This window comes from Vibrio cortegadensis (assembly GCF_024347395.1).
Lineage (GTDB): Bacteria > Pseudomonadota > Gammaproteobacteria > Enterobacterales > Vibrionaceae > Vibrio > Vibrio cortegadensis.
Genome location: NZ_AP025473.1, coordinates 531018 through 555386, shown reverse-complemented (window position 1 = coordinate 555386; position 24369 = coordinate 531018). Strand labels below are relative to the sequence as shown.

Below are 24369 nucleotides of genomic sequence, written 5' to 3'. Positions count from 1 at the left end.
CTAAAGGTAAATAATTCGGAAAGCTGTTTCTCTATTTAATAGAGCAATTAAAAGTCTCTAAACTCATTCAAGTGTTTCTTGTTTTGCTTCTGCTTTTTAAAAGCGGAAACAAATTGGTATTGAGTCCATCAAAACCCCTTGGGTGTTGTATGGTTAAGCCTCACGGGCAATTAGTACAGGTTAGCTCAATGCCTCGCAGCACTTACACACCCTGCCTATCAACGTTCTAGTCTTGAACAACCCTTTAGGGCACTTAAAGTGCCAGGGAAGACTCATCTCAGGGCTCGCTTCGCGCTTAGATGCTTTCAGCGCTTATCGATTCCGAACTTAGCTACCGGGCAATGCCACTGGCGTGACAACCCGAACACCAGAGGTTCGTCCACTCCGGTCCTCTCGTACTAGGAGCAGCCCCCTTCAATCTTCCAACGCCCACGGCAGATAGGGACCGAACTGTCTCACGACGTTCTAAACCCAGCTCGCGTACCACTTTAAATGGCGAACAGCCATACCCTTGGGACCGACTTCAGCCCCAGGATGTGATGAGCCGACATCGAGGTGCCAAACACCGCCGTCGATATGAACTCTTGGGCGGTATCAGCCTGTTATCCCCGGAGTACCTTTTATCCGTTGAGCGATGGCCCTTCCATTCAGAACCACCGGATCACTATGACCTACTTTCGTACCTGCTCGAATTGTCATTCTCGCAGTCAAGCGGGCTTATGCCATTGCACTAACCACACGATGTCCAACCGTGTTTAGCCCACCTTCGTGCTCCTCCGTTACTCTTTGGGAGGAGACCGCCCCAGTCAAACTACCCACCAGGCACTGTCCGCAATCCCGATAAGGGACCTACGTTAGAACATCAAGCATACAAGGGTGGTATTTCAAGGTTGACTCCACCGCATCTGGCGACGCGGTTTCAAAGTCTCCCACCTATCCTACACATGTAGGGTCAATGTTCAGTGCCAAGCTGTAGTAAAGGTTCACGGGGTCTTTCCGTCTAGCCGCGGGTACACTGCATCTTCACAGCGATTTCAATTTCACTGAGTCTCGGGTGGAGACAGCGTGGCCATCATTACGCCATTCGTGCAGGTCGGAACTTACCCGACAAGGAATTTCGCTACCTTAGGACCGTTATAGTTACGGCCGCCGTTTACCGGGGCTTCGATCAAGAGCTTCGACCGAAGTCTAACCCCATCAATTAACCTTCCGGCACCGGGCAGGCGTCACACCGTATACGTCATCTTACGATTTTGCACAGTGCTGTGTTTTTAATAAACAGTTGCAGCCACCTGGTATCTGCGACTCCTAGTAGCTCCATCCGCAAGGGACTTCACCGCCAAGAGCGTACCTTCTCCCGAAGTTACGGTACCATTTTGCCTAGTTCCTTCACCCGAGTTCTCTCAAGCGCCTTGGTATTCTCTACCCGACCACCTGTGTCGGTTTGGGGTACGATTTCTTATAATCTGAAGCTTAGAGGCTTTTCCTGGAAGTATGGCATCAATGACTTCACACCCGTAGGTGCTCGACATCGTGTCTCAGCCTAACAAGAGTCCGGATTTACCTAAACTCTTAGCCTACGCACTTGAACCTGGACAACCGTCGCCAGGCCCACCTAGCCTTCTCCGTCCCCCCATCGCAATTATAAGAAGTACGGGAATATTAACCCGTTTCCCATCGACTACGCTTTTCAGCCTCGCCTTAGGGGTCGACTTACCCTGCCCCGATTAACGTTGGACAGGAACCCTTGGTCTTCCGGCGTGGGAGTTTTTCACTCCCATTATCGTTACTCATGTCAGCATTCGCACTTCTGATACGTCCAGCAGCCCTTACGAACCACCTTCAACCGCTTACAGAACGCTCCCCTACCCCACACACCTAAGTGTGCAGCCGCAGCTTCGGTTTATTACTTAGCCCCGTTACATCTTCCGCGCAGGCCGACTCGACCAGTGAGCTATTACGCTTTCTTTAAATGATGGCTGCTTCTAAGCCAACATCCTGGCTGTCTGAGCCTTCCCACATCGTTTCCCACTTAGTAATAATTTGGGACCTTAGCTGGCGGTCTGGGTTGTTTCCCTCTTCACGACGGACGTTAGCACCCGCCGTGTGTCTCCCGGATAGTACTTACTGGTATTCGGAGTTTGCAAAGGGTTGGTAAGTCGGGATGACCCCCTAGCCTTAACAGTGCTCTACCCCCAGTAGTATTCGTCCGAGGCTCTACCTAAATAGATTTCGGGGAGAACCAGCTATCTCCGAGTTTGATTGGCCTTTCACCCCTAGCCACAAGTCATCCGCTAATTTTTCAACATTAGTCGGTTCGGTCCTCCAGTTGATGTTACTCAACCTTCAACCTGCCCATGGCTAGATCACTCGGTTTCGGGTCTATATCCAGAGACTGTGTCGCCCAGTTAAGACTCGGTTTCCCTACGGCTCCCCTAAACGGTTAACCTTGCCACTGAATATAAGTCGCTGACCCATTATACAAAAGGTACGCAGTCACACCACGAAGGTGCTCCTACTGCTTGTACGTACACGGTTTCAGGTTCTATTTCACTCCCCTCACAGGGGTTCTTTTCGCCTTTCCCTCACGGTACTGGTTCACTATCGGTCAGTCAGTAGTATTTAGCCTTGGAGGATGGTCCCCCCATATTCAGACAGGATATCACGTGTCCCGCCCTACTCGATTTCACTGATTATGATGCGTCGGTTACGGGGCTATCACCCTTTGCTGCGACACTTTCCAGAGTCTTCACCTGCATCATTAAAAGCTTAAGGGCTAATCCAATTTCGCTCGCCGCTACTTTCGGAATCTCGGTTGATTTCTCTTCCTTCGGGTACTTAGATGTTTCAGTTCCCCGAGTTCGCCTCGTTACGCTATGTATTCACGTAACGATACTAGCTTATGCTAGTGGGTTTCCCCATTCGGAAATCCCAGACTCAAAAGACTTTTACTGTCTAATCTGGGCTTATCGCAAGTTAATACGTCCTTCATCGCCTCTGACTGCCAAGGCATCCACCGTGTACGCTTAGTCACTTAACCATACAACCCGAAAGGGTCTTAGTGTATGGCACAATTTTGCTTTCACTTTTGAAAAGTGAAGACAAAAAGCAACCAAGGTTTTTGGTTGTCATTAAGAAGGGTTAATTCTCAATGACTGTTTGCCGGACTCAATGCTTTTCTGTCTCCGCTTTTTAGAAAAAAGCAGAAGCAAAAAAGTCGATACTTTTTATTTTCCTTTTTTGGAAAGGAAAAACAAAAAGCCAAGACACTTGAATGTGTTTGTGTGTTTATCTCGTTCTTATTAACTAAGAAAAGATAAACATTGAGAACTTTTAAATTTGATTAACTTAATTACAGCCTGAGCCGTTTTGTTTTACTTTTTAAAAGTAAAAATAATTAAGCTAATCAGTCAGCTTTCCAAATTGTTAAAGAGCATAAAGCACAAAAGCTTTAATCAATAACCGAAGTCATTCATTAAAGCTCTGCTTTAACTTATCTAAACCTGATCAATCTGTGTGGGTACTCATCGTGAAAATCTTCGTATATAAGGAGGTGATCCAGCCCCAGGTTCCCCTAGGGCTACCTTGTTACGACTTCACCCCAGTCATGAACCACACCGTGGTAATCGTCCTCCACTCTCTCCGAAGAAAGGGCGGTTAAACTAACTACTTCTGGTGCAGCCCACTCCCATGGTGTGACGGGCGGTGTGTACAAGGCCCGGGAACGTATTCACCGTAGCATTCTGATCTACGATTACTAGCGATTCCGACTTCATGGAGTCGAGTTGCAGACTCCAATCCGGACTACGACGCACTTTTTGGGATTCGCTCACTATCGCTAGCTTGCTGCCCTCTGTATGCGCCATTGTAGCACGTGTGTAGCCCTACTCGTAAGGGCCATGATGACTTGACGTCGTCCCCACCTTCCTCCGGTTTATCACCGGCAGTCTCCCTGGAGTTCCCGACATTACTCGCTGGCAAACAAGGATAAGGGTTGCGCTCGTTGCGGGACTTAACCCAACATTTCACAACACGAGCTGACGACAGCCATGCAGCACCTGTCTCAGAGTTCCCGAAGGCACACCTGCGTCTCCGCTGGCTTCTCTGGATGTCAAGAGTAGGTAAGGTTCTTCGCGTTGCATCGAATTAAACCACATGCTCCACCGCTTGTGCGGGCCCCCGTCAATTCATTTGAGTTTTAATCTTGCGACCGTACTCCCCAGGCGGTCTACTTAACGCGTTAGCTCCGAAAGCCACGGCTCAAGGCCACAACCTCCAAGTAGACATCGTTTACGGCGTGGACTACCAGGGTATCTAATCCTGTTTGCTCCCCACGCTTTCGCATCTGAGTGTCAGTATCTGTCCAGGGGGCCGCCTTCGCCACTGGTATTCCTTCAGATCTCTACGCATTTCACCGCTACACCTGAAATTCTACCCCCCTCTACAGTACTCTAGTCCGCCAGTTTCAAATGCAGTTCCGAGGTTGAGCCCCGGGCTTTCACATCTGACTTAACGAACCACCTGCATGCGCTTTACGCCCAGTAATTCCGATTAACGCTCGCACCCTCCGTATTACCGCGGCTGCTGGCACGGAGTTAGCCGGTGCTTCTTCTGTCGCTAACGTCAAATGATGCTGCTATTAACAACACCACCTTCCTCACGACTGAAAGTACTTTACAACCCGAAGGCCTTCTTCATACACGCGGCATGGCTGCATCAGGCTTGCGCCCATTGTGCAATATTCCCCACTGCTGCCTCCCGTAGGAGTCTGGACCGTGTCTCAGTTCCAGTGTGGCTGATCATCCTCTCAGACCAGCTAGGGATCGTCGCCTTGGTGAGCCATTACCTCACCAACTAGCTAATCCCACCTAGGCATATCCTGACGCGAGAGGCCCGAAGGTCCCCCTCTTTGGCCCGAAGGCATTATGCGGTATTAGCCATCGTTTCCAATGGTTATCCCCCACATCAGGGCAATTTCCTAGGCATTACTCACCCGTCCGCCGCTCGACGCCGAAGTAGCAAGCTACTTCTCGTTTCCGCTCGACTTGCATGTGTTAGGCCTGCCGCCAGCGTTCAATCTGAGCCATGATCAAACTCTTCAATTAAAGTTTTTTGCATCCTAAGATGCGGCTCAATGAATACTGACTTCAAAACTACTATGTAATTTTAAAGCTATTACCATTCCAACAGAATGATAATGAATTGACTGTGCCAAGTTCTAAGAACTTGTATTGGTCACTCAGTTCATTGATATCTTTTGTTTCGACTTAATTTACTTTCGCTTTAAAAAGCGAAAACAAACAGTACGAAACTAGTGATTATCATCAACGAGTGCCCACACAGATTGATAGGTCTAAATTGTTAAAGAGCTTTAGTATCAAAGGTTTGAACCTAATCAACTCCGACTTCAGTGAACGTTTGAACGTTGCTCTGTGTCGGTGGATGCGCAGTATAGAGAATGAAGAGTTTCGTGCAAGCATTTTTTCAAATAAATTGTTCGTTCGACTACATAACAATCAAAAAGCACTAAAAACGACCAATTCAGCCGCTTTTATTACTTTTCCTGGTAAAAATAGAAAGAAGTACTGAAACAATTACTGCATAAAGAAGGGAGCAGCCACGTGAAAAACAAACTCCCCTTCCATAAAAGCCACATATGAGTGCCAAAATTAATCAAATTAAAGCTTTCATCACTAATTTCAATGTTAATGACTTATTTATAGCACCAACAGAACATCTGTAACCAATTGTAATTAAGAGCTTTCGGTTGTATTTCCAACATGTAACCAATGCTAGTTCTGAGCAACGGCTTTAACTCTCATTATCTTTTCTCTCCACTTACTACACTGGAGTTATATTCAATTAACTCTTAACAAGGAAACTATTATGGAAAAAGCAATCAATGCTCTTGGTATCGCTATCATTGCAAGCAAATACGCGGGCGTCATACTGTTTGCAGGCTTAACCCTTTCTACTGGCGCTCTTGCCGCTGACGCTTTATACCTGACGGGAGCTGAGAATAACGATTAACAGCCTTACCTAACCTTCTTTTACTTGAGAGTTTTGAGCGACACTTATTTTTTTCTCTTTTACTATCGGTTTTCTAACCACTAGATAAACCGCTATAGCAGCAAGTGTGAAACCAAGCGCACCAAGCCAATCAAAGCTCTCGTTAAACACTAGCCATGCCTGAATGGCAGTGACTGGTGGAACAAGATAAAATGTAGAAGCCACTTTCGATGATTCACCACTTTTCACCATAAATAGCAGTAACAATATGGCGAACACAGACAGCACAATCACTAACCACGCCATTACCGCAAAAAATTCCGGAACCCACATCACTTCCATCGTTTCGCTATTCCAAGCAACAATACTAAATAAGATCGCCGAAGCGAAATACTGCACCAACGCCCCTCCAATCATATCTACGTTATGGCAGAATTTTTTCTGATAAAGCGTCCCTAAAGTGATACCAACCAATGCTGTAAAGGTAAAGCAGATAGCAGCCAGTTGATGTTCATCATTTTGCCACTCAACATTTCCCATCAACACCAATGATATCCCCACGAAGCCAACCATCAGCCCGAGCCATTGCGATGCAATCAGACGCTGATTAGAAAACCCGACTAACAGCACTGCCGTTAAAATAGGCTGAATACCGACAAGCAACGCACATAGCCCAGCAGGCATTCCCATCGATATGGCTTGATACGTCCCCCCTAAATAGCAACCATGGATCAACAAGCCAACAATAGATGCGTGTAATAAATCCTTTCCGATTGGAACTCTTCTACGCATAAATGCAATGAGCACGATAAATACGGTTACGTTTGCCATCATTCTTAGCGCAAGTAGCGTTGCTGGCTCTGCGTATTGCAAACCGAATCGAGCACCAACGAAGCCTGAACTCCATAAAACCACAAAGATAACGGGTATCAATTTCACCCACATAAAAACCTCTAGCAAGTCATCACATTATATTGCTAATGTAGTTAGGTACAGTTGGGATAAAAAGACACAGTTTTGGCTAAATGATTGGGTACAGAATGAAAGAGAACACCAAATACCAAGATGTTGAAGCGCATATTCGTCAATTGATTCATGCGGGTACTTTGGTCGAGCATGACAAATTGCCCTCTATACGCCATTTATCTCAACAGCAGCAGGTGAGCAGGAATACGGTTATCCGGGCTTATCAAGAGTTAGAAGCCGCTGGAATTGTCTATCCAGTTCCTCGTTCTGGCTACTGTATTCAGCAAAAGCCGCTTCCTGAATTCACTTTAGTCAGCGATCCTAACCATGTTGATCTCCTCTCTGTCACTAAGTCGATTTTGGCTCAGCCTCTTATCGAGCATACGATGCCTGCCGGTTCTGCTCATCCCAATATCGATGGTCCTGCAATTCGCAGTTTGTATGCCGAGATAGGCCGTCATAGTCGTTATCAAACTCAGATCCCCAGCCACTATCAGTTACCACCGGGGAATAGCACCTTAATTAAGCAACTCATTAAGATCACCCAAGATTGCGGCATCACCGCGCATTCAAATGAAATATCGATCACGCACGGAGCCCAGCAAGCGATCAGTCTCGCATTGCGCGCGCTGACAAAGCCGGGTGATATCGTGATTGTGGAATCCCCGTGCTATTTCGGCAATTTGCTACTTATGGAATCTTTAGATCTACAGGTTATCGAGATCCCTAGCAGTATTGATTCTGGTATTGATATTAAGGCATTAAAAGAAGCGATAAGCCTGTGGGATATCGCGGCGATACTCGTCACTCCCAATTTTAATAATCCAACAGGATCTCGTATGCCATTGGCAGCAAGGCAAGCTTTATTGGATGAATCGCAGAATATCCCCATTATCGAAGACGATGTTTTTGGCGCTTTATCCTTTGACGCGCCGCTTCCGAGTTTAAAATCCTTAGATAAAGGCAATCGTGTCATCTATTGCAACTCATTATCTAAAACGTTGGATTCAAGGTTACGTGTTGGCTGGATCTTGGCGGGGCAGTATCAGCGTAAAATAGAGAAGTATCTGATCAGCGACAATATGGGTAGCTTGAATCTCATGCAATCGGCGCTTGGTGAGTTTCTTACTACAGGAAAATACCGTCAGCATTTAAGCAAGATGAAGAAGCATTACCACAGCAATCAAAAGAGATTTTCGACGCAATTGATCAAAGCCTTAAACCAGCACGACAATTTACGAGGTCAATTTCAGCTCAGTCGGCCACAAGGCGCATTCTTATCTTGGTTGATATTGCCACCAGCAGTCGATAGCTACGCGATATATCAAGAGTGCTTAAAAGCAAAAGTAAGTGTATTACCAGGCACAATCTTCGGCACTCACGACCAGTACAAACACTGCATCCGATTCAGCTGTGCCTCATATCAAGATAACGATAAATGGGCAGAAGGTGTTGAACGCTTTGCCAATATTGTTGCCACTCATCTTACAGAGCAGGGATAAACATCAGTTCTATTTGACTTCAACAGCCGATCGCGGTTACATACGCGTCTTGAATCTGTATGGTATTACCATCAGCAATACACCCACTTTATAGCAAGGCGATTTATCCATGCGTGCATTTGTTTTAAGAGCTCGTTCCGCTCCAACAGAGAGCCATCTTCTATTGGAATCTGTCGGTCAAGAAGCCCATACCGAAATTTTGGCTCATACATTGATGAACACCATTTTTGTGGCTCAATCGCATCGCAAAGACGTTATCGTTCACCTTGTATTGGAAAGCACGAAAGACTTCTCTCGCACGATTACCTTCAACTCAAATGACATCACTAATATTGGCGGCTTCCATGAGTCCATACTATTAGCGGCAGTCGCAAGAGCACTCGATGCATCTAAAGGCATGACCAAAGAGCAAGAGCGACAAGTTGAGCCTGGTGTGACTGTTCGTACGATTAGTTTTGAGAAACTGATTAAAGAGTTAGCAGAAGATTATCAGCTGTATATGCTAGATAAGAAGGGAGACTCTGTACGTGATATTGAGTTGGCTCATAACCCTTGTTTCTTATTAACCGATCATATTCCAATGCCTAAAAAAACCTACAACAGCATGAAACGTTTGGGGACTGAAATGATAAGCCTTGGGCCAAATATGTTGTTTGCTTCTCAGTGCGTAACATTAATTCAAAACGAATGGGATATTGCAGGGATCGAGTAATCATCAAAGATGAAAATTACTCTGATTTAAAATATAGAATGAATGCAATGTCTATCTCGCCCAAGGATAAATAGCATCAAAATCAAAAAATCCCCAAACGTTCATTTGGGGATTTTTTGACTGTAATGATTTAGTGACAATCAGCTCTACAGAAGTACATTCATCACTAGCATTGCGCCGAAAGCATTCAGTACTGAAATGGCAATCATCACTGGAATGTAACGACCTTCCGTGCCGATCGCGCCCATGATTCGTCCCATGTATTGAACTTGAGAGCCCATAAGGTAAATAGCCGGCGCTAAAATAGCGATGTGCGTACCATTCAAGATACCTTGGTCAAATAGAGTAATAACCACACCAACCGCGCCGCCCATCGACATCCAAGCACCAATCAATACCGCCGCAGCTTCACCCGGAAGACCAAAAATCGCCATTATTGGAGAGAACACGGTTCCCATCAAATCGAGCGCACCAGTAATTTGCAGAACTTTGATGAAAACAAAAGCCATCAATACGTTAGGAACAGTAGAAGTCGTTGCGATTACCCAACCTTTTTTAGCGCCTTCAACAAATATATCAGTCACCATCGGTTTTTTTGCTTTAACGTCGCTCATTATGCTGTCTCCTCTTTTAGTTCTGCTGACTGGTCATTGTTTTGGTTATCTTTGTCTTCTTTTCCTTCTGTTAGGTTTAAATAAACACGGAACAGGTTGGCACCGACAAATTTGAAAACGAACATGACAATAACAGCAAGGCCAATTGAAGAAGTGACCGCTAACGATCCATCAGCCATCGTGAGGGTAAAGAGCACAGCACCAGATGAGAAGAAGTTAACAATGGTCGCGCCAGCAGTGAATTGGAACATAGTGAATATATCGGTTTCACGTTTCGTCAGGTGACCTTCATCTTTCAGTTGTCGAGTCATTGCGGCCCCTGCATCCGTACTTTGCAAAGAGGCTATCATAGCTAGACCCGAGCTTCCCGGAATGCCCATCAATGGACGAAGAAGTGGTGTCAGAATTTTACGAGCAGCATCAAGTGCACCGTAGTGCTCCAGCACATTGATCATACCAAGTGCAAACATAACGGTAGGGATCAGAGTAAAAGCGAAAATGAAACCATCACGCGCACCATTACCGCCTTTACCACGCAGTGATGTGGTTGCCGCTTCAATGCCATCGGCGGTTTCCGTTACATTGTAAGCAACTTTACCAAACGCTCCATTAAGAGTGGTGAAATCTAACGCTCCATACCAGTCCGTTGATTTCATTAGGCCGGAGAAAAACACTACGGCAAAGGCGAGAGCAATATAGCTCCCAATCGTGACCTTTCGGTCGGTTTGAGTTTGATTCGTCATCGTAATACCTATGAGTTATATAGAACAGGAACTACGCGCATAGTGCATACAATACGTGCCACACTATATGACCAAAATCAAAGATAGGCTGTGAAAACGTTAAAAATGAAATGTATGATTTCAAAATGTGATAATCAGCATAATTAACCATATCAAGAACAACAACTAATCAACAAAGGATATATAACTACTTAATCTTTCTTCTATGGAATAAATCAAAATGTACAACAGAGATGCCAGAAAAATACTGACCGCATAAACATCATACTTGCGTTTACTTTAACTTCGACTCGCTTCACTATGTTTGCTTCAATCATCTTTAGATCCAACTCCAGTGCTTAGCGAATTAAAAAACATAGGCAATTTATGATATTTGACTGGTTAGATCCCACCGTTTTAACGGCAATTTTCCTCATTTTTTTGGGATCATTCGTACAAACTGCGATTGGTTTTGGGCTAGCGATCGTTGCCGCCCCTCTGCTATTTCAACTATCGCCAGATTATGTTCCAGCGCCCATTTGCTTGGTCGCGCTATTCATTTCAATTTTAAATGCACTCAAGCATAGAGCGAATGTCTCGATTGGTGGACTAAAAATGGCCCTCATTGGTCGAGTGCCCGGTTCGATTGCAGGCGGAATGTTACTATTAGTGGTATCAACGGATGTGTTGTCTTTATGGCTTGGGTTCCTCGTTCTATTTGCGGTAATGGTCAGCATGCTTCCTTTTCGAATTGAACCCACACCGATCAGAATGGGGATTGCAGGTTTTTTCTCTGGATTTTTTGGCACCAGCTCTTCCATAGGTGGACCACCGATGGCGCTTCTTTTACAACACCAAGACGCAAACCAACTCAGAGGGAACCTTTCTGCTTTCTTTGTGTTTAGCTCTCTAATTTCATTAATTGTGCAGATCCCCATTGGTTTCTTTACTCTGCATCACGTGTTTATCACAATTCCTCTCATCCCCGCCTCATGGCTCGGATACAAATTAGCAATAATGACCACACAGAGCCTACCTAAAGAAAAGATTCGCGTTGGAGCTTTAATTTTGTGCTTAGTCAGCGGGCTAACCGCCATTTGGCAAGGGTTTTTAGCTTAATCGTAGGGTTTATTTCAATGTATCAACGACCGTACCAGCATAAAACTTATAACAATATTCAAACTTAACAAATCAAATTATTCCCTCTAGCACCAATAACCATATTTATAAAGAGGTTATTTTTTAAAGGCTTAGGCAATTTATTGCAAAACATCCAACTATTTATTAATAATTACATCAATATGTGAGCCCGCCAAAATTTCACACAATCAAAACATCTGCATTACAATTACTTTGATTCAAGTCAATCTTGCTAAGGGTATTTTGTTTACCCTTAGCTCTCATCGCTACATTCATCATGCGCGCGTTCTATAAAGCAAGAAGCTGGGAAATAAGAATGGAATATTCATGTCATAGGCTCACTGCCCTAGTAAGATTTATCTCTCTGATATTCTGCGTTCTATTCTCGTTCTCTGCACAAGCTCTATTTGTTAGCCCACCCAAAGATCCAATCCCTCTGATCCAAGAGACTTTTCCAACAAACAGCTCTATTTCAGAAAAACAGGGGGAACCACCACTACGCATCATCAAAAAAAATGATGAAATACTTGGCTACGCTTTTGAAACCAATGATATAGCCAGGATTCCCGCTTATTCTGGTGAGCCCGTCAACATGTTGGTTATCATCGATCCACAAGGTGACTACATGGCGTCCAAAGTGCTAGAACACCACGAACCCATCATCCTCGCAGGCATTCCAGAAACCAAATTATGGGCATTTAGTGATCAATATGTTGGTCTATCAGTAAAAGACCGCATCAAGGTTGGAGGAAAACCCAATCAGGATTACATCCCAATCGACGGCTTATCTGGTGCGACGGTCACCGTCATGGTGATGAATGTTGCGATAACCAAAGCCGCAACCAAAGCCGCGGAATCATTAGGCATCATTAAGCCCTCTACCAATATCATTCAACCGATTTCAACCATCAAAAAAGATATTTTCAATGAAAGAACTTGGCTAGATCTCACTGGCGATGGTTCAATTAGAAAGCTATTTCTCGACAATAAAGCCGTACAAATGGCGTTCAATGGTACTGAAGGCGAGAATGTAGATACCGTTCCGGATAGCGAAAAAGATGAAATGTTTGCCGAAATCTATTATGCGCTTGCGGATATTCCGTCAATAGGTAAGAACCTATTTGGAGAGGCAGAATATAACTGGCTGATGAAAGATTTGAAAGATGGCGAACATTTAGTGGCTATCTTCGGCAATGGATATTCATACAAAGGATCAGGGTATGTGCGGGGTGGGATATTCGATCGAATACAAGTCCAGCAAGCGGATAATGACATCTCTTTCCGAGATTTAGAACACACTCGGATCACCGACCTATTTGCGGTAGGACACCCTCATTTTAAAGAGATGTCTGTTTTTAAAATTCAGGCTCATCATGAGTTTGACCCAGGAGCGAGTTGGGAACTAGAACTACTCGTCCGCAGACAAACAGGCCCAATCGACAGTGTGTTTAGTAGTTTTAAAGCCACATACGATGTTTTAGAACAGTATGTCGATACTCCAGACGCCATCATCCCAGAACCTGAACTGACACTAACGCAACAAGTATGGCAAGAGAAGCAACTAGAAGTCATCGTGCTACTCGCACTGATCACAGTACTGGTACTGATCTTATTCTTTCAAGATATTTTAGTTCGCCACCCAACCTTCATGCATCAACTACGTCATGGCTTTTTAGTCATCACCGTCGTATTCATTGGTTGGGTGTGGGGAGGACAACTCTCCGTCGTGAATGTGTTCACCTTCTTACAAGCACTAGTCAAAGACTTCTCATGGGATCTGTTCTTACTCGACCCTGTGATCTTTATTCTTTGGTGTGCCGCAGCCGTCACAATATTATTGTGGGGACGCGCGGTTTACTGTGGTTGGTTATGTCCGTTTGGCGCACTTCAAGAGCTTATCAATCAGTTCGCACGGTACGTAAAAATTCCTCAATATGAACTTCCTTGGGCCGTCCATGAACGACTATGGGCGATCAAGTACCTCATTTTACTTGGTCTGTTTGGTCTCTCACTAGACTCACTCGCTCTTGCTGAACAGTTTGCCGAAATTGAGCCATTTAAAACCACATTCTTACTTAAGTTCGATCGCGAATGGCCTTTTATTCTATGGGCAGTACTGCTCTTAACCGTCAACTTATTTAATCGTAAAACGTTCTGTCGCTATTTATGTCCTCTCGGAGCTGCGCTGTCGGTCTCAAATAGTATTCGCCTATTTGATTGGCTCAAGCGCCGTCCAGAGTGTGGCTCACCGTGCAAAACTTGTGCAAAAGAATGTGAAATTCAAGCCATACAACCGGATGGAGTGATCAACATGCGTGAATGCCACTACTGTTTAGATTGCCAAATCACCTATTCAAATGAGGAAAAATGTCCTCCATTGAAAAAACTGGCCTACAAGAAGAGAAAAGCCAGCAAAAATGATATTCCAGTAACTCAACTATAACAGTCAATCATCTAATGACATGCAGCTAATTCATGTGACTGCCTAAACAATTAGCGACCTACAACCATAATATGGAGATCCACCATGAGTGATGACAAGACCAATATCGATCAAGACAATCACCCCGAAAACAGCGAACGTCGTAAGTTTTTCGGTAAAAGTGCCGCAATAGGTTTAGGCGTTGCCGCTGCGCCAATGACGGCAGCCATGTTTGCATCAATGGCAAAAGCTCAAGCATCTGAAATCAGCAACAGCGCAGTCGTTCACCCTGGAGACCTTGATGAGTATTACGGCTTCTGGAGTGGTGGTCACTCAGGTGAAGTTCGTATTCTGGGCTTGCCATCAATGCGCGAACTTATGCGAATTCCAGTATTCAACGTTGATAGTGCAACAGGTTGGGGCTTAACAGATGAAAGTAAGCGTATTAAAGGCGACAGCGCACACATTCTAGCGGGCGACTCCCATCACCCCCATATGAGTATGACGGATGGTCGTTATAACGGTAAATATGTCTTCATTAACGATAAAGCCAATTCACGTGTTGCTCGTATTCGCTGTGACGTGATGAAATGTGACAAAATGCTCACCATTCCGAATGTTCAAGCGATTCACGGATTACGTGTTCAAAAAGTACCACAGACTAAATACGTTATTTGTAATGGTGAATTTGAAATACCAATGAATAACGATGGCAAAACAACGCTTGATGACATCAGCACCTATCGTTCACTCTTTAATGTCATTGATGCTGAGAAAATGGAAGTCGCTTTCCAAGTCATGGTTGACGGTAACTTAGATAACACCGATGCCGATTATGACGGTAAATACTTCGCTTCTACCTGTTACAACTCTGAAATGGGCATGAACCTTGGGGAGATGATCACGGCTGAACGTGACCATGTTGTGGTATTCAGCCTTGAACGTTGTGAAGCAGCACTGAAAGCAGGCAACTTTAAAACATACAACGGTAACGACGTTCCTGTTTTAGATGGCCGTAAAGGCTCTGATCTGACGCGCTATATCCCTGTTCCAAAATCACCGCATGGCCTTAATACTTCTCCAAGCGGCGAATACTTTGTTGCTAACGGGAAACTATCTCCAACGGTATCGGTCATTTCTATCGCTAAACTCGATAGCCTATTCTCAAACTCTATCAAGCCGCGTGACACCATTGTGGCAGAGCCGGAACTTGGTTTAGGTCCACTTCATACTGCGTTTGATAACAAAGGTTTTGCCTACACCACTCTTTTCCTAGATAGCCAAATTGCAAAATGGAGTGTTGAAGACGCAATCAAAGCTTACAACGGTGACAAGGTTAACTATATTCGCCAGAAACTGGATGTCCACTACCAACCCGGTCACAACCATACTTCACAAGGTGAAACTCGTGATGCGGATGGCAAATGGTTAATCTCGCTATGTAAGTTCTCTAAAGATAGATTCTTACCAGTAGGCCCATTGCGTCCAGAAAACGATCAGTTAATTGATATTTCAGGCGATGAAATGAAGCTCATTCACGATGGTCCTACTTTTGCGGAACCACACGACTGTATGATCGTTCACCGCAGTAAAGTGAAACCAAATAAACTGTGGACGCGTGATGATTCTATCTTTGCCGAGACACTTGCTATCGCGAAGAAAGATGGGGTTGATGTGATGACCCAAAATAAAGTCATCCGTGATGGTAATAAAGTGCGCGTTTACATGACCTCAATCGCACCGACTTTCGGTATGAATGAATTCAGAGTGAAGCTTGGTGATGAGGTAACCGTTATCGTAACCAACCTCGATATGGTGGAAGATGTTACCCACGGTTTCTGTATGACGAACCATGGCGTACAGATGGAAATTGGTCCACAAGCGACCGCTTCGATCACCTTTACAGCCAATAAACCCGGCGTTCAGTGGTACTACTGTAACTGGTTCTGTCACGCTCTACATATGGAGATGCGTGGTCGTATGCTCGTTGAAGCATAGACACAATTATAGGCGGTTTACGTGCGACACGACGACAGGGTTTAACACCCAAAACTGAGTGACATATCCCATCGTCTAGATAGGTTCCTTCAGATAATGTGAAGGAACCTTATCAGCCATGTTCACGAACAGGCGATGCTAATGAGTGAAGTCATGACGCAAGAATGTATCAATCTTAATAAAAGAAAACCCTATCAATCAAAGAAGAAGGTGGCGATTGAATATTAAAAGCGGGCTTATTGCTGTCATTTTTAGTCTTTTCCACTCCGCACTTTTTGCTGCGGTATTCACCGTCAATCAAGGTGAAAGCCTTCAATTCGCATTGGATAATACCCAAGATGGCGATACCGTTTTAATCCAGCCTGGCACCTATTCTGGTAATTTCAATGTCCGCAATGGCATTAATATTCGTGGCGAGCAAGGTGCGATAATTGACGCTAATGGAGTGGGAAATGCCTTAACACTCAATACTTCAAATACAACGGTTGAGAACCTGACCATCATTAATTGGGGAGATGATTTAACCGAACAAAACGCAGGGATCTATTTAGATCAAGCGAACAACATCGTCATCCGAAATAATCAATTAACAGGCGATGGATTTGGGCTTTGGCTGCAACGCGCCAATGATCTGCTTATCGAAAAAAATACCGTAGTAGGCAACCCTGCTTTGCGCTCTGCGGATCGCGGAAATGGTATTCAACTCTCAGCCGTAAAAACAGCGCTCGTGATCGGTAATGACATCAGCAATACCCGAGATGGGCTCTACATCATTTCAAGCCAAGAGAGCGAGTTACGTGGAAACACCATGCACGATCTTCGTTATGGCGTTCACTATATGTATTCACATAATAATCGAGTATTGAACAACACCGCTTACAACACACGAGCAGGCTATGCGCTAATGAGTTCTCGCTTGTTGACCGTGGAAAATAACACCAGCCGAGACAGTGAAGACTACGGCATGTTAATGAACTTCATCACCTCATCCACAATTAGCCACAACCAAATAAAGAATGTTTGGACTCGACCTGAAAATAAAGTCATTGGGCGCGAAGGCAAAGGGTTGTTTGTTTATAACTCTGCCTATAACACCATTAGCTATAACACCATCGATACCGCAGAGATAGGCATCCACCTCACTGCGGGGTCGGAAAATGGCAAAATTTTTGGCAACCAATTTATCAACAATCCCGTTCAAGTGAAGTACGTATCCAACCAAGAGCAAGAATGGAGTCAAAATGGTATTGGCAACTACTGGAGTAACTATCTTGGTTGGGATCTTGATAATAACAACATCGGTGATACGCCTTTTGAGCCAAATGATGGTATCGACAAAATGGTTTGGAAATACCCTGAATCAAAAGTACTGCTAGACAGCCCCGCCGTACTCATGCTGCGTTGGATCCAAAAGCAATTCCCAGTATTAAAGCCCGCAGGTGTTAAAGATTCGCACCCGCTTATGTCTCCAGATTCAGAGCAAGAACCTCAATCAGAAAACTCGACACAACGACTCAACAATCCCGTCAACGTAACTTCTCCTCTCATCGACGGAATAGGAAATCATTCATGAACGGACCGGTTGTACAACTCGAACAAGTAACCAAGCAGTACAAACAACTGCATGCTCTCAATGGCATTAATTTGACCTTAGAACGCGGTGAAGTATTGGGGCTATTTGGGCACAATGGTGCGGGAAAAACCACCATGATGAAGCTCATTCTCGGTGTTATTACGTTAACCCAAGGTAAGCTTTCAGTCTTTGGGGTTGATCCTAAAAGTAACCAAGCTTGGCATAGTCGTAAACATATCGGCTATTTGCCTGAAAATGTCAGCTTTTATGACCAATTGACCGGGCTGGAAGTGCTCACCTATTTTTCTCGCTTGAAATCTGCGTCTTCCGACCAGATCCAACCCTTGCTAAAAAAGGTCGGTTTAAGTGATGCTATGCACCGCCAAGTGAAAACCTACTCAAAAGGGATGCGGCAGCGCCTCGGACTCGCGCAAGCTTTTTTAGGTGAACCTAAACTGCTGTTGCTTGATGAACCAACCGTAGGACTTGATCCAATTGCAACCCAAGAGTTTTATACCAGCGTCGATCAACTCAAAAAAAGTGGTGCCAGTATTATCTTGTGTTCGCATGTGCTGCCCGGCGTTGAACAACACATTGATAGAGCGATGATCTTAGCTCGTGGGCAGTGTATCGCAGAAGGCACACTGGCCGAATTACGGCTTCAAGCCAATCTCCCAGTGGTCATCAAAACGCATGGCATTAACGGGGCACTTGCTAGCAATGAGCAATTAACCGGATTTATGGTGACGGATAATCAACTCCATATTCCAGAGAAACATAAAATATCGGCAATCAAAGAGTTGATGCGTTACGACACTCTCAGTGATATTCATGTGGAACCGGCCAACTTAGAACAGATCTACCAGCACTTTTTAAGCACAACCTCTGACGCTGTAGAACACGATCACTCACGCAGCAAGGAGGATCAATAATATGAATCCCATCATTGCGGTCGCATTAAAAGAGTTCCAAGATGGTTTACGTAATCGCTGGTTTGTCTCGATTACCTTTATTTTCGCGCTGTTGTCGGTTGGACTAAGCTATTATGGCAGTGTTGCGTCTGGACATATTGGTCCGCCGTCACTCTCATCGACTATCGCAAGTTTATCGAGCTTGTCGGTATTCATCATCCCGTTGATTGCCCTACTACTTTGCTACGACAGCTTCGTCGGAGAACAAGAGTCTGGCACGCTATTGCTGCTGATGACCTACCCGATCAGTCATGGACAATTGCTATTTGGCAAGTTTCTCGGCCAAGGTTTCATCATCACGCTTGCCACTGTTTTAGGCTTTGGTAGTGCAGGAGTCCTACTCGCCTTTACCCTTGATACCGCTGAAGTTGCGTCATCATTTGGGCTCTTTATTCTCACTTCCACTCTGCTTGGTTTGTGCTTCATTACCTTGGCTTACTTAACCAGTCTGTTGGTTTCAGAAAAATCAAAAGCGGCAGGTATTTCCCTCATCCTATGGCTGTTTTTCGTGCTTATTTTTGACTTAGTACTGCTTGGCGTGCTCGTAGGAGGAAGTGAGCTACTGACTCAGCACGCGTTAGTTCAGGTGATGATGTTCAACCCAGCCGATTTATTCCGATTAATAAACTTATCGTCATTGAACAGCACCGATGTTAATGGCGTATTAGCTGTGGCGATCAACAGCAGTTACTCCACCAGCACGCTTTTGCTTGTGATGCTGGCTTGGATCCTTCTACCGCTATCAGTGGCTTTACTCATTTTCAGAAAAAAAACGTTATAAGCGAGATTATACATGTCACAAAAAATATCCACGCAATGGAAAATAGTCACCAGCCTAGCCCTCTCTTTGTTGCTTATGGGTTGTGGCGAGGATCCTCAAGAAAAAATGCTCAAACAAGCAGTGGCAATTGAAAATAGTGATGAATGCCATTTGTGCGGAATGATCATTGCTAATTTCCCGGGGCCGAAAGGCGAAGCATTTCAAAAGGGCCATGATGATGTCATGAAATTTTGCTCAACCCGTGATCTTTTTAGCTACTTGCTTCAACCAGAAAACCAACGCCAAGTTCGACAAGTATTTGTTCATGACATGAGTAAAACGCCATGGCAAAAACCTGAAGATCAATATTTCATAGATGCAAAAGAAGCGTGGTTTGTGATCGGTTCAAGTCAAACGGGGGCGATGGGACAAACACTGGCAAGCTTTAGTACCAAAGAAGATGCTCTAGCCTTTAGCAAAAAGTTTGGTGGAAAGCTGTATCAATTTGATGAGATCACTATCGATATATTATAAAACACCGTTCCTAATCACATGGGAGCGTCGTTCTATGACGTAGAAGAGAATAAAGGCAGCCTTGACTGCCTTTATATCTTTATATAGGGCGACTTCGGCTTAGAACTTGTAACCACCACCAATCATAAATACCCAAGGGTCTATTTTGACTTTTGTCGTTTGTTTTGCCCCATTAAATTTATAATGTGCATCGGTTTCAATATCTGCATACCAGATTGACGCATTCAAAAACCAATCTTCATTTAACATGTAATCGGCACCCGCATTGACCGCAAGCCCCCAAGAGTCATCTAAAGATAGATCACTCAACCCTGCTGATTTCGCTTTACTATTAAACCCTTCACTGAAAAAAGTCGTGTAATTGATACCAGCACCAACATAGGGACGGAAAGTACTTTCACGGGTTCCAAAATAGTATTGCAGCATAAAAGTAGGCGGCAGGTGATCAACATCCGCAATATCACCCAATCCAGCTAAATCAGTAGAAATAGTATGGCTAAAAGGAGTCGCAGCAAGAACTTCAAAACTAATATTATCCGTAATCATATAACCAAGCGTTAAACCTAGCTGCATATTTGAATCAACTTCAAGCTCTTCATTCGAACCCAGAATACCTGAACTACTATCGTTTGGAACGACTCCAGCAAGCCCTGCACGAATAATAAAATCCCCCTCTTTATGGGCAGCGACATTCGTGGAAGCTAACGCAGCGAGGACGGCAAGACTAAACATTGTTTTTTTCATTATAATTTCCTTTGTAGGGCTAAATAGTTGTTTTTATTAATTTGCGCGCAAAGTAGCATATAAAAACCACAATTTTTTGATGGAAATCAATTTGTAACAAAAACTTAAACATAGAGTGCATATATGCAACATCGATCACGAATGTTATGCAAAATACCTACATGTATGTAGTGCAAGCTTTACGTGTATCACACCCCATTCTACTGGCTCGTTCTCTCAAGCATTAGCTCGATCTCTCAAACATTAAAGTGAATTGATGCCCGATAATTCACTGAATTTGTGCGACAAACTCAATGAGAAAATTAAATGATGAAGTGGTTTGCAACGAATAAAGAGAAGAGTTTTGTTCAGGCAACAAAAAAGCGAGCACTTGTTGAATGCTCGCTTTTGCGGTATGTATGCTAATTAAGCCTACAAGATTAATCTAGATAGTCTTCAGAATCAGGACGAAGTTGGAATTGCACACCCATTAAAAAGTTACGTAAAATCTGGTCTTTACATTCACGATAATTTTTATGATTTGGCTTACGGAAGAATGCGCCTAGCTCATGCTTGCTCATGTCGAAATCTACCAGTTCCATTACATTTAGAATGTCTTCTGTTTTCATATTAAGCGCGATACGCAGTTTCATGAAAACCATGTTATTGGTTAGACGATTTTCTGGTTCAGGCTGTGCACCTTCTCGCTTACCACGTTTTAAATTAATGAGACCATTCAAGAAGATCGCCAATTCACGATCGCGGCATTTTACGTAATCAGAATCATCTTCTTTTTTTAACCAGTTGCTTACCTGCTCACGTGTTACTTCAAGATCTGCTTGAGCAAAAATCTTAATCATCTGAGCATCTTTAAAATCAAAAGTGTAGCGAATACGGCGTAAAATGTCGTTATTAGTCACGGATAGTCCTAATGTAAAAGGCAGCACCCTCATTATTAATGGCTAGCGAACAATAATACGGCTAACAAAAGGCTGCACTGCAAGTAAGTAGCCGCGCACTCTAACAGATATTGATTCTAAATAGGGTTATATTTGCTCAGTTGAGAATTTTTTATGCTGCTACCTAGATTGGCGTAATGTTATTACTGATACTTTTTTGATTAAACTAACCGCATTAATTGGATTCACTTCACACTTAGGCTCTTGATTTACTACTAATATTTATTTGTTGCCTTTATCCGGAGTCAGTAGACATGCATGTTCAGAAATCACCTTTTAGTCTTCCTTTTATCATTACTATTTTCGCCACAAGTTTACTCATGTTGATGTCTCCGTCGGTGCTTGCTTCCTCTACAAGTTCAGGACTCAATTCTCCTCTTGATTTAACGCAGTCCACAATCGGTTATGCCGCGATTGGGATTTTTGTGGTGGCTTATACCTTAGTAATGCTTGAAGAGGTGCTAAAGCTGAGAAAGTCCAAGCCCGTTCTGCTTGCTGCGGGGTTAATCTGGATCATGATCGGCTATGTCTACCAGCAGCATGGTAATATCAACGTCGCACAACAAGCGATTGAACATAATTTACTGGAATACGCGGAATTACTGCTCTTCTTACTCGTGGCCATGACCTACATTAGTGCGATGGAAGAGCGTCGTCTTTTCGATGCGCTTCAAGCTTGGATGGTTGGCAAAGGGTTTGATTTTAGATCCTTATTTTGGCTTACCGGCTTTCTATCATTTTTTATTTCCCCTATTGCCGATAACTTAACCACCGCTCTTTTAATGTGTGCTGTTGTTTTAAAAGTGGCGGGGAGTAACGTACGCTTCGTTAATATCGCCTGTATCAATATTGTGATTGCCGCCAATGCGGGGGGCGCATTCAGTCCTTTTGGTGATATTACCACTCTAATGGTGTGGCAAGCGGGCCATGTGAATTTCGCTCAATTTCTTCCGCTCTTTTTACCTTCAGTGATCAACTATCTTGTACCAGCACTGATCATGTCCTTCTTCATTCCGAGAACGAAGCCAGATACCATCCATCAAGAAGTTGAGCTAAAACGTGGGGCAAGACGAATTGTTGGATTATTCATTCTCACCATTGCTACCGCGGTGGCTTTCCATGCAGTGCTACATTTCCCTCCTGTGATTGGAATGATGATGGGCCTCGCTTATTTACAATTTTTCGGCTACTTCTTAAGACAGACCCTACCCATGTCGTTAGCGAAGAAGAAAGCGATAGCCATCGCCAATAATGATGAAGCGGCTTTAAAAAGAATAGGCTCTGTCGTTCCTTTCGATGTATTTAGGCGTGTTTCACATGCCGAATGGGACACTTTGTTGTTTTTCTACGGCGTGGTGATGTGTGTCGGTGGACTAAGTTTATTGGGGTATTTAGGGTTAGTTTCAGAGGTGATGTACACCCAGTGGGATCCCGTTTGGGCCAATGTAATGGTTGGCATACTGTCTGCCATTGTCGATAACATTCCGGTGATGTTTGCCGTTCTAACTATGGAGCCTGTAATGTCGATGGGGAACTGGTTATTAGTCACGCTCACCGCAGGGGTTGGAGGGAGTTTGCTCTCTATCGGTTCTGCGGCTGGAGTGGCTTTAATGGGAGCTGCGCATGGAAAATACACCTTCTTCGGCCACTTAAAGTGGGCTCCAGTGATCATGCTTGGTTACGCGTCCAGTATTGCTGTGCATTTAATGCTGAACAGCCATCTGTTTCACCAATAGATGATACGTAGGGTTCAGTTAAGATAAGAGCCTTTATTAAGGCTCTATCAATGCTATTTGTTCGGTTGTCCCGCGATGACTTAGTATATGTCGGGGCTTATGGCTTATGGCTATAGCCTATCGAGTGATTCAACTAGTGAGAATAGAGAACAGCTAAAATTACGATTAATCAGCCCTTAACCATAAACTGCTCATGTTATACATGGCACAAGAGTTACAAGTCAGCCTTGCACCACTCAAATGAATCGACATCACAAGATCATTCCGCTTCTCTTTCGAGCTGTTTCTCAATTTTATATAGACGCTTTTATCTTCTACCGTGTATGGCTTCTCCATGACCTCTCCAGCCATGGTATATCGCATCACGCCATCTTTAAAATGGATGGTATTTGAGTTCTCTTGGTTGCTATACATTCCTTTAAATGCATAGGTTTGAGCGTTTTCCAATCGCTCAATCTTCTCTTCTGAACACCCTGAAAGCAATAAAGCCGCTAAACTAAGAAGAGATAAGGACAAACTCGGTTTTATATTCATAACACTCCATATCAATCACTATAAAACACCTTCTAATTGTAACAATTTTTCTTTGATTTCGATACCACCCGCGTAGCCCGTTAACTTACCATTTTTACCAATCACTCGATGGCATGGAACAATAATCGAAATTGGATTTTTTCCATTCGCTAACCCCACCGCCCTCACCGCTTTAGGGTTATCAATCTCATTGGCAATATCTTGGTAACTCCATGTTTCTCCATATGGAATTTTCATCAACGCATCCCAAACCCGTTGCTGAAATAAGGTTCCCTTAGCCGCAATTGGCAATTCGAAATGGGTCCTTTCTCCTGAAAAATATTCGCCTAATTGTTTCATTGCACTGACCAAAACCGGATGATGATCGTCCTTCAATCCTATGTCATCAGGTTGCGTAGTTTGCGTTTCAAACCAAGCGCCAAGTACCCCATCATCACACGCTTGTATTGTCATTGTGCCCATCGGGCTTTGATAGTGCGTAAATACGTTCATCT

18 protein-coding genes and 2 rRNA genes are annotated in these 24369 nt (G+C 44.1%); 11 read left to right on the top strand and 9 right to left on the bottom strand.

From position 1 onward, the window contains the following. Window positions 1–149 precede the first annotated feature (149 nt). Together OCV39_RS16835 and OCV39_RS16830 are read right to left on the bottom strand one after the other, a co-directional pair. Window positions 150–3040, bottom strand: a 23S ribosomal RNA gene (locus tag OCV39_RS16835). 506 nt (window positions 3041–3546) lie between these two features. Further along, window positions 3547–5105: ribosomal RNA gene (locus OCV39_RS16830) — 16S ribosomal RNA — on the bottom strand. Together the 16S and 23S rRNA genes form the textbook arrangement of a ribosomal RNA operon. A gap of 781 nt (window positions 5106–5886) precedes the next feature. Here OCV39_RS16830 and OCV39_RS16825 point away from each other — a divergent pair. Then, window positions 5887–6030 (top strand): hypothetical protein, encoded by a 144-nt coding sequence (locus OCV39_RS16825; RefSeq protein WP_017052764.1) that lies wholly within the window; start codon window positions 5887–5889, stop codon window positions 6028–6030. A gap of 9 nt (window positions 6031–6039) precedes the next feature. Here OCV39_RS16825 and OCV39_RS16820 read toward each other — a convergent pair whose 3' ends face one another. After that, window positions 6040–6954 carry a DMT family transporter gene (locus OCV39_RS16820; RefSeq protein WP_261890073.1) on the bottom strand — a complete coding sequence of 305 codons (915 nt, stop codon included), beginning with the start codon at window positions 6952–6954 and terminating at the stop codon, window positions 6040–6042. 95 nt (window positions 6955–7049) lie between these two features. Between OCV39_RS16820 and OCV39_RS16815 the strand changes: the two genes are divergently transcribed. Continuing rightward, a complete protein-coding gene (locus OCV39_RS16815) occupies window positions 7050–8477 on the top strand; it encodes an aminotransferase-like domain-containing protein (RefSeq protein ID WP_261890072.1) in 1428 nt (475 codons plus the stop codon). A gap of 109 nt (window positions 8478–8586) precedes the next feature. Further along, window positions 8587–9189, top strand: a complete 603-nt coding sequence (trmY, locus tag OCV39_RS16810) for a tRNA (pseudouridine(54)-N(1))-methyltransferase TrmY (RefSeq protein ID WP_017052767.1) — start codon at window positions 8587–8589, stop codon at window positions 9187–9189. Window positions 9190–9335: 146 nt separating this feature from the next. Here the strand turns inward: trmY and OCV39_RS16805 are convergent, their stop codons facing one another. Beyond that, window positions 9336–9803 carry a YjiG family protein gene (locus OCV39_RS16805; RefSeq protein ID WP_017052769.1) on the bottom strand — a complete coding sequence of 156 codons (468 nt, stop codon included), beginning with the start codon at window positions 9801–9803 and terminating at the stop codon, window positions 9336–9338. Continuing rightward, entirely contained in the window at window positions 9803–10546 is a 744-nt protein-coding gene (locus OCV39_RS16800) for a nucleoside recognition domain-containing protein (RefSeq protein WP_017052770.1), read from the bottom strand. Before OCV39_RS16800 ends, OCV39_RS16805 begins: the two co-directional genes overlap by 1 nt. A 366-nt stretch (window positions 10547–10912) precedes the next feature. On the opposite strand from OCV39_RS16800, the gene OCV39_RS16795 reads away from it, so the two are divergent. The 7 genes from OCV39_RS16795 to OCV39_RS16765 all read left to right on the top strand — a co-directional run bounded on the left by OCV39_RS16795 (window position 10913) and on the right by OCV39_RS16765 (window position 19923). Beyond that, the gene (locus OCV39_RS16795; RefSeq protein ID WP_017052771.1) at window positions 10913–11644 is read left to right on the top strand and encodes a sulfite exporter TauE/SafE family protein; all 732 of its coding nucleotides are present in this window, start codon (window positions 10913–10915) and stop codon (window positions 11642–11644) included. Between the two features lie 337 nt (window positions 11645–11981). Continuing rightward, window positions 11982–14108 carry a transcriptional regulator NosR gene (gene nosR, locus OCV39_RS16790; protein WP_261890071.1) on the top strand — a complete coding sequence of 709 codons (2127 nt, stop codon included), beginning with the start codon at window positions 11982–11984 and terminating at the stop codon, window positions 14106–14108. A gap of 84 nt (window positions 14109–14192) precedes the next feature. Beyond that, the gene (nosZ, locus tag OCV39_RS16785; RefSeq protein WP_171755651.1) at window positions 14193–16085 is read left to right on the top strand and encodes a TAT-dependent nitrous-oxide reductase; all 1893 of its coding nucleotides are present in this window, start codon (window positions 14193–14195) and stop codon (window positions 16083–16085) included. Window positions 16086–16302: 217 nt separating this feature from the next. Continuing rightward, window positions 16303–17658 (top strand): nitrous oxide reductase family maturation protein NosD, encoded by a 1356-nt coding sequence (locus OCV39_RS16780; RefSeq protein ID WP_171755650.1) that lies wholly within the window; start codon window positions 16303–16305, stop codon window positions 17656–17658. Then, window positions 17655–18590 (top strand): ABC transporter ATP-binding protein, encoded by a 936-nt coding sequence (locus tag OCV39_RS16775; protein ID WP_171755649.1) that lies wholly within the window; start codon window positions 17655–17657, stop codon window positions 18588–18590. The genes OCV39_RS16780 and OCV39_RS16775 overlap by 4 nt, the downstream gene beginning before the upstream one ends. Before the next feature lies 1 nt (window position 18591). After that, a complete protein-coding gene (locus tag OCV39_RS16770; RefSeq protein WP_171755648.1) occupies window positions 18592–19410 on the top strand; it encodes an ABC transporter permease in 819 nt (272 codons plus the stop codon). A gap of 12 nt (window positions 19411–19422) precedes the next feature. Beyond that, a complete protein-coding gene (locus OCV39_RS16765) occupies window positions 19423–19923 on the top strand; it encodes a nitrous oxide reductase accessory protein NosL (RefSeq protein WP_261890070.1) in 501 nt (166 codons plus the stop codon). 99 nt (window positions 19924–20022) lie between these two features. Here OCV39_RS16765 and ompW read toward each other — a convergent pair whose 3' ends face one another. Together ompW and OCV39_RS16755 are read right to left on the bottom strand one after the other, a co-directional pair. Then, window positions 20023–20667: an outer membrane protein OmpW gene (gene ompW / locus OCV39_RS16760; RefSeq protein WP_261890069.1), complete on the bottom strand. Its 645-nt coding sequence runs from the start codon at window positions 20665–20667 to the stop codon at window positions 20023–20025. 419 nt (window positions 20668–21086) lie between these two features. Continuing rightward, a complete protein-coding gene (locus OCV39_RS16755; protein WP_261890068.1) occupies window positions 21087–21566 on the bottom strand; it encodes a YehS family protein in 480 nt (159 codons plus the stop codon). Window positions 21567–21925: 359 nt separating this feature from the next. Here OCV39_RS16755 and nhaD point away from each other — a divergent pair, with 359 nt between their 5' ends. After that, entirely contained in the window at window positions 21926–23341 is a 1416-nt protein-coding gene (nhaD, locus tag OCV39_RS16750; protein WP_390903278.1) for a sodium:proton antiporter NhaD, read from the top strand. A gap of 165 nt (window positions 23342–23506) precedes the next feature. Here nhaD and OCV39_RS16745 read toward each other — a convergent pair whose 3' ends face one another. Continuing rightward, complete coding sequence (locus tag OCV39_RS16745) at window positions 23507–23875, bottom strand: hypothetical protein (RefSeq protein WP_017052775.1); 369 nt, start codon at window positions 23873–23875, stop codon at window positions 23507–23509. An 18-nt stretch (window positions 23876–23893) separates the two neighbouring features. Then, entirely contained in the window at window positions 23894–24367 is a 474-nt protein-coding gene (locus OCV39_RS16740) for a methylated-DNA--[protein]-cysteine S-methyltransferase (protein WP_029203391.1), read from the bottom strand. Window positions 24368–24369: the final 2 nt, after the last annotated feature.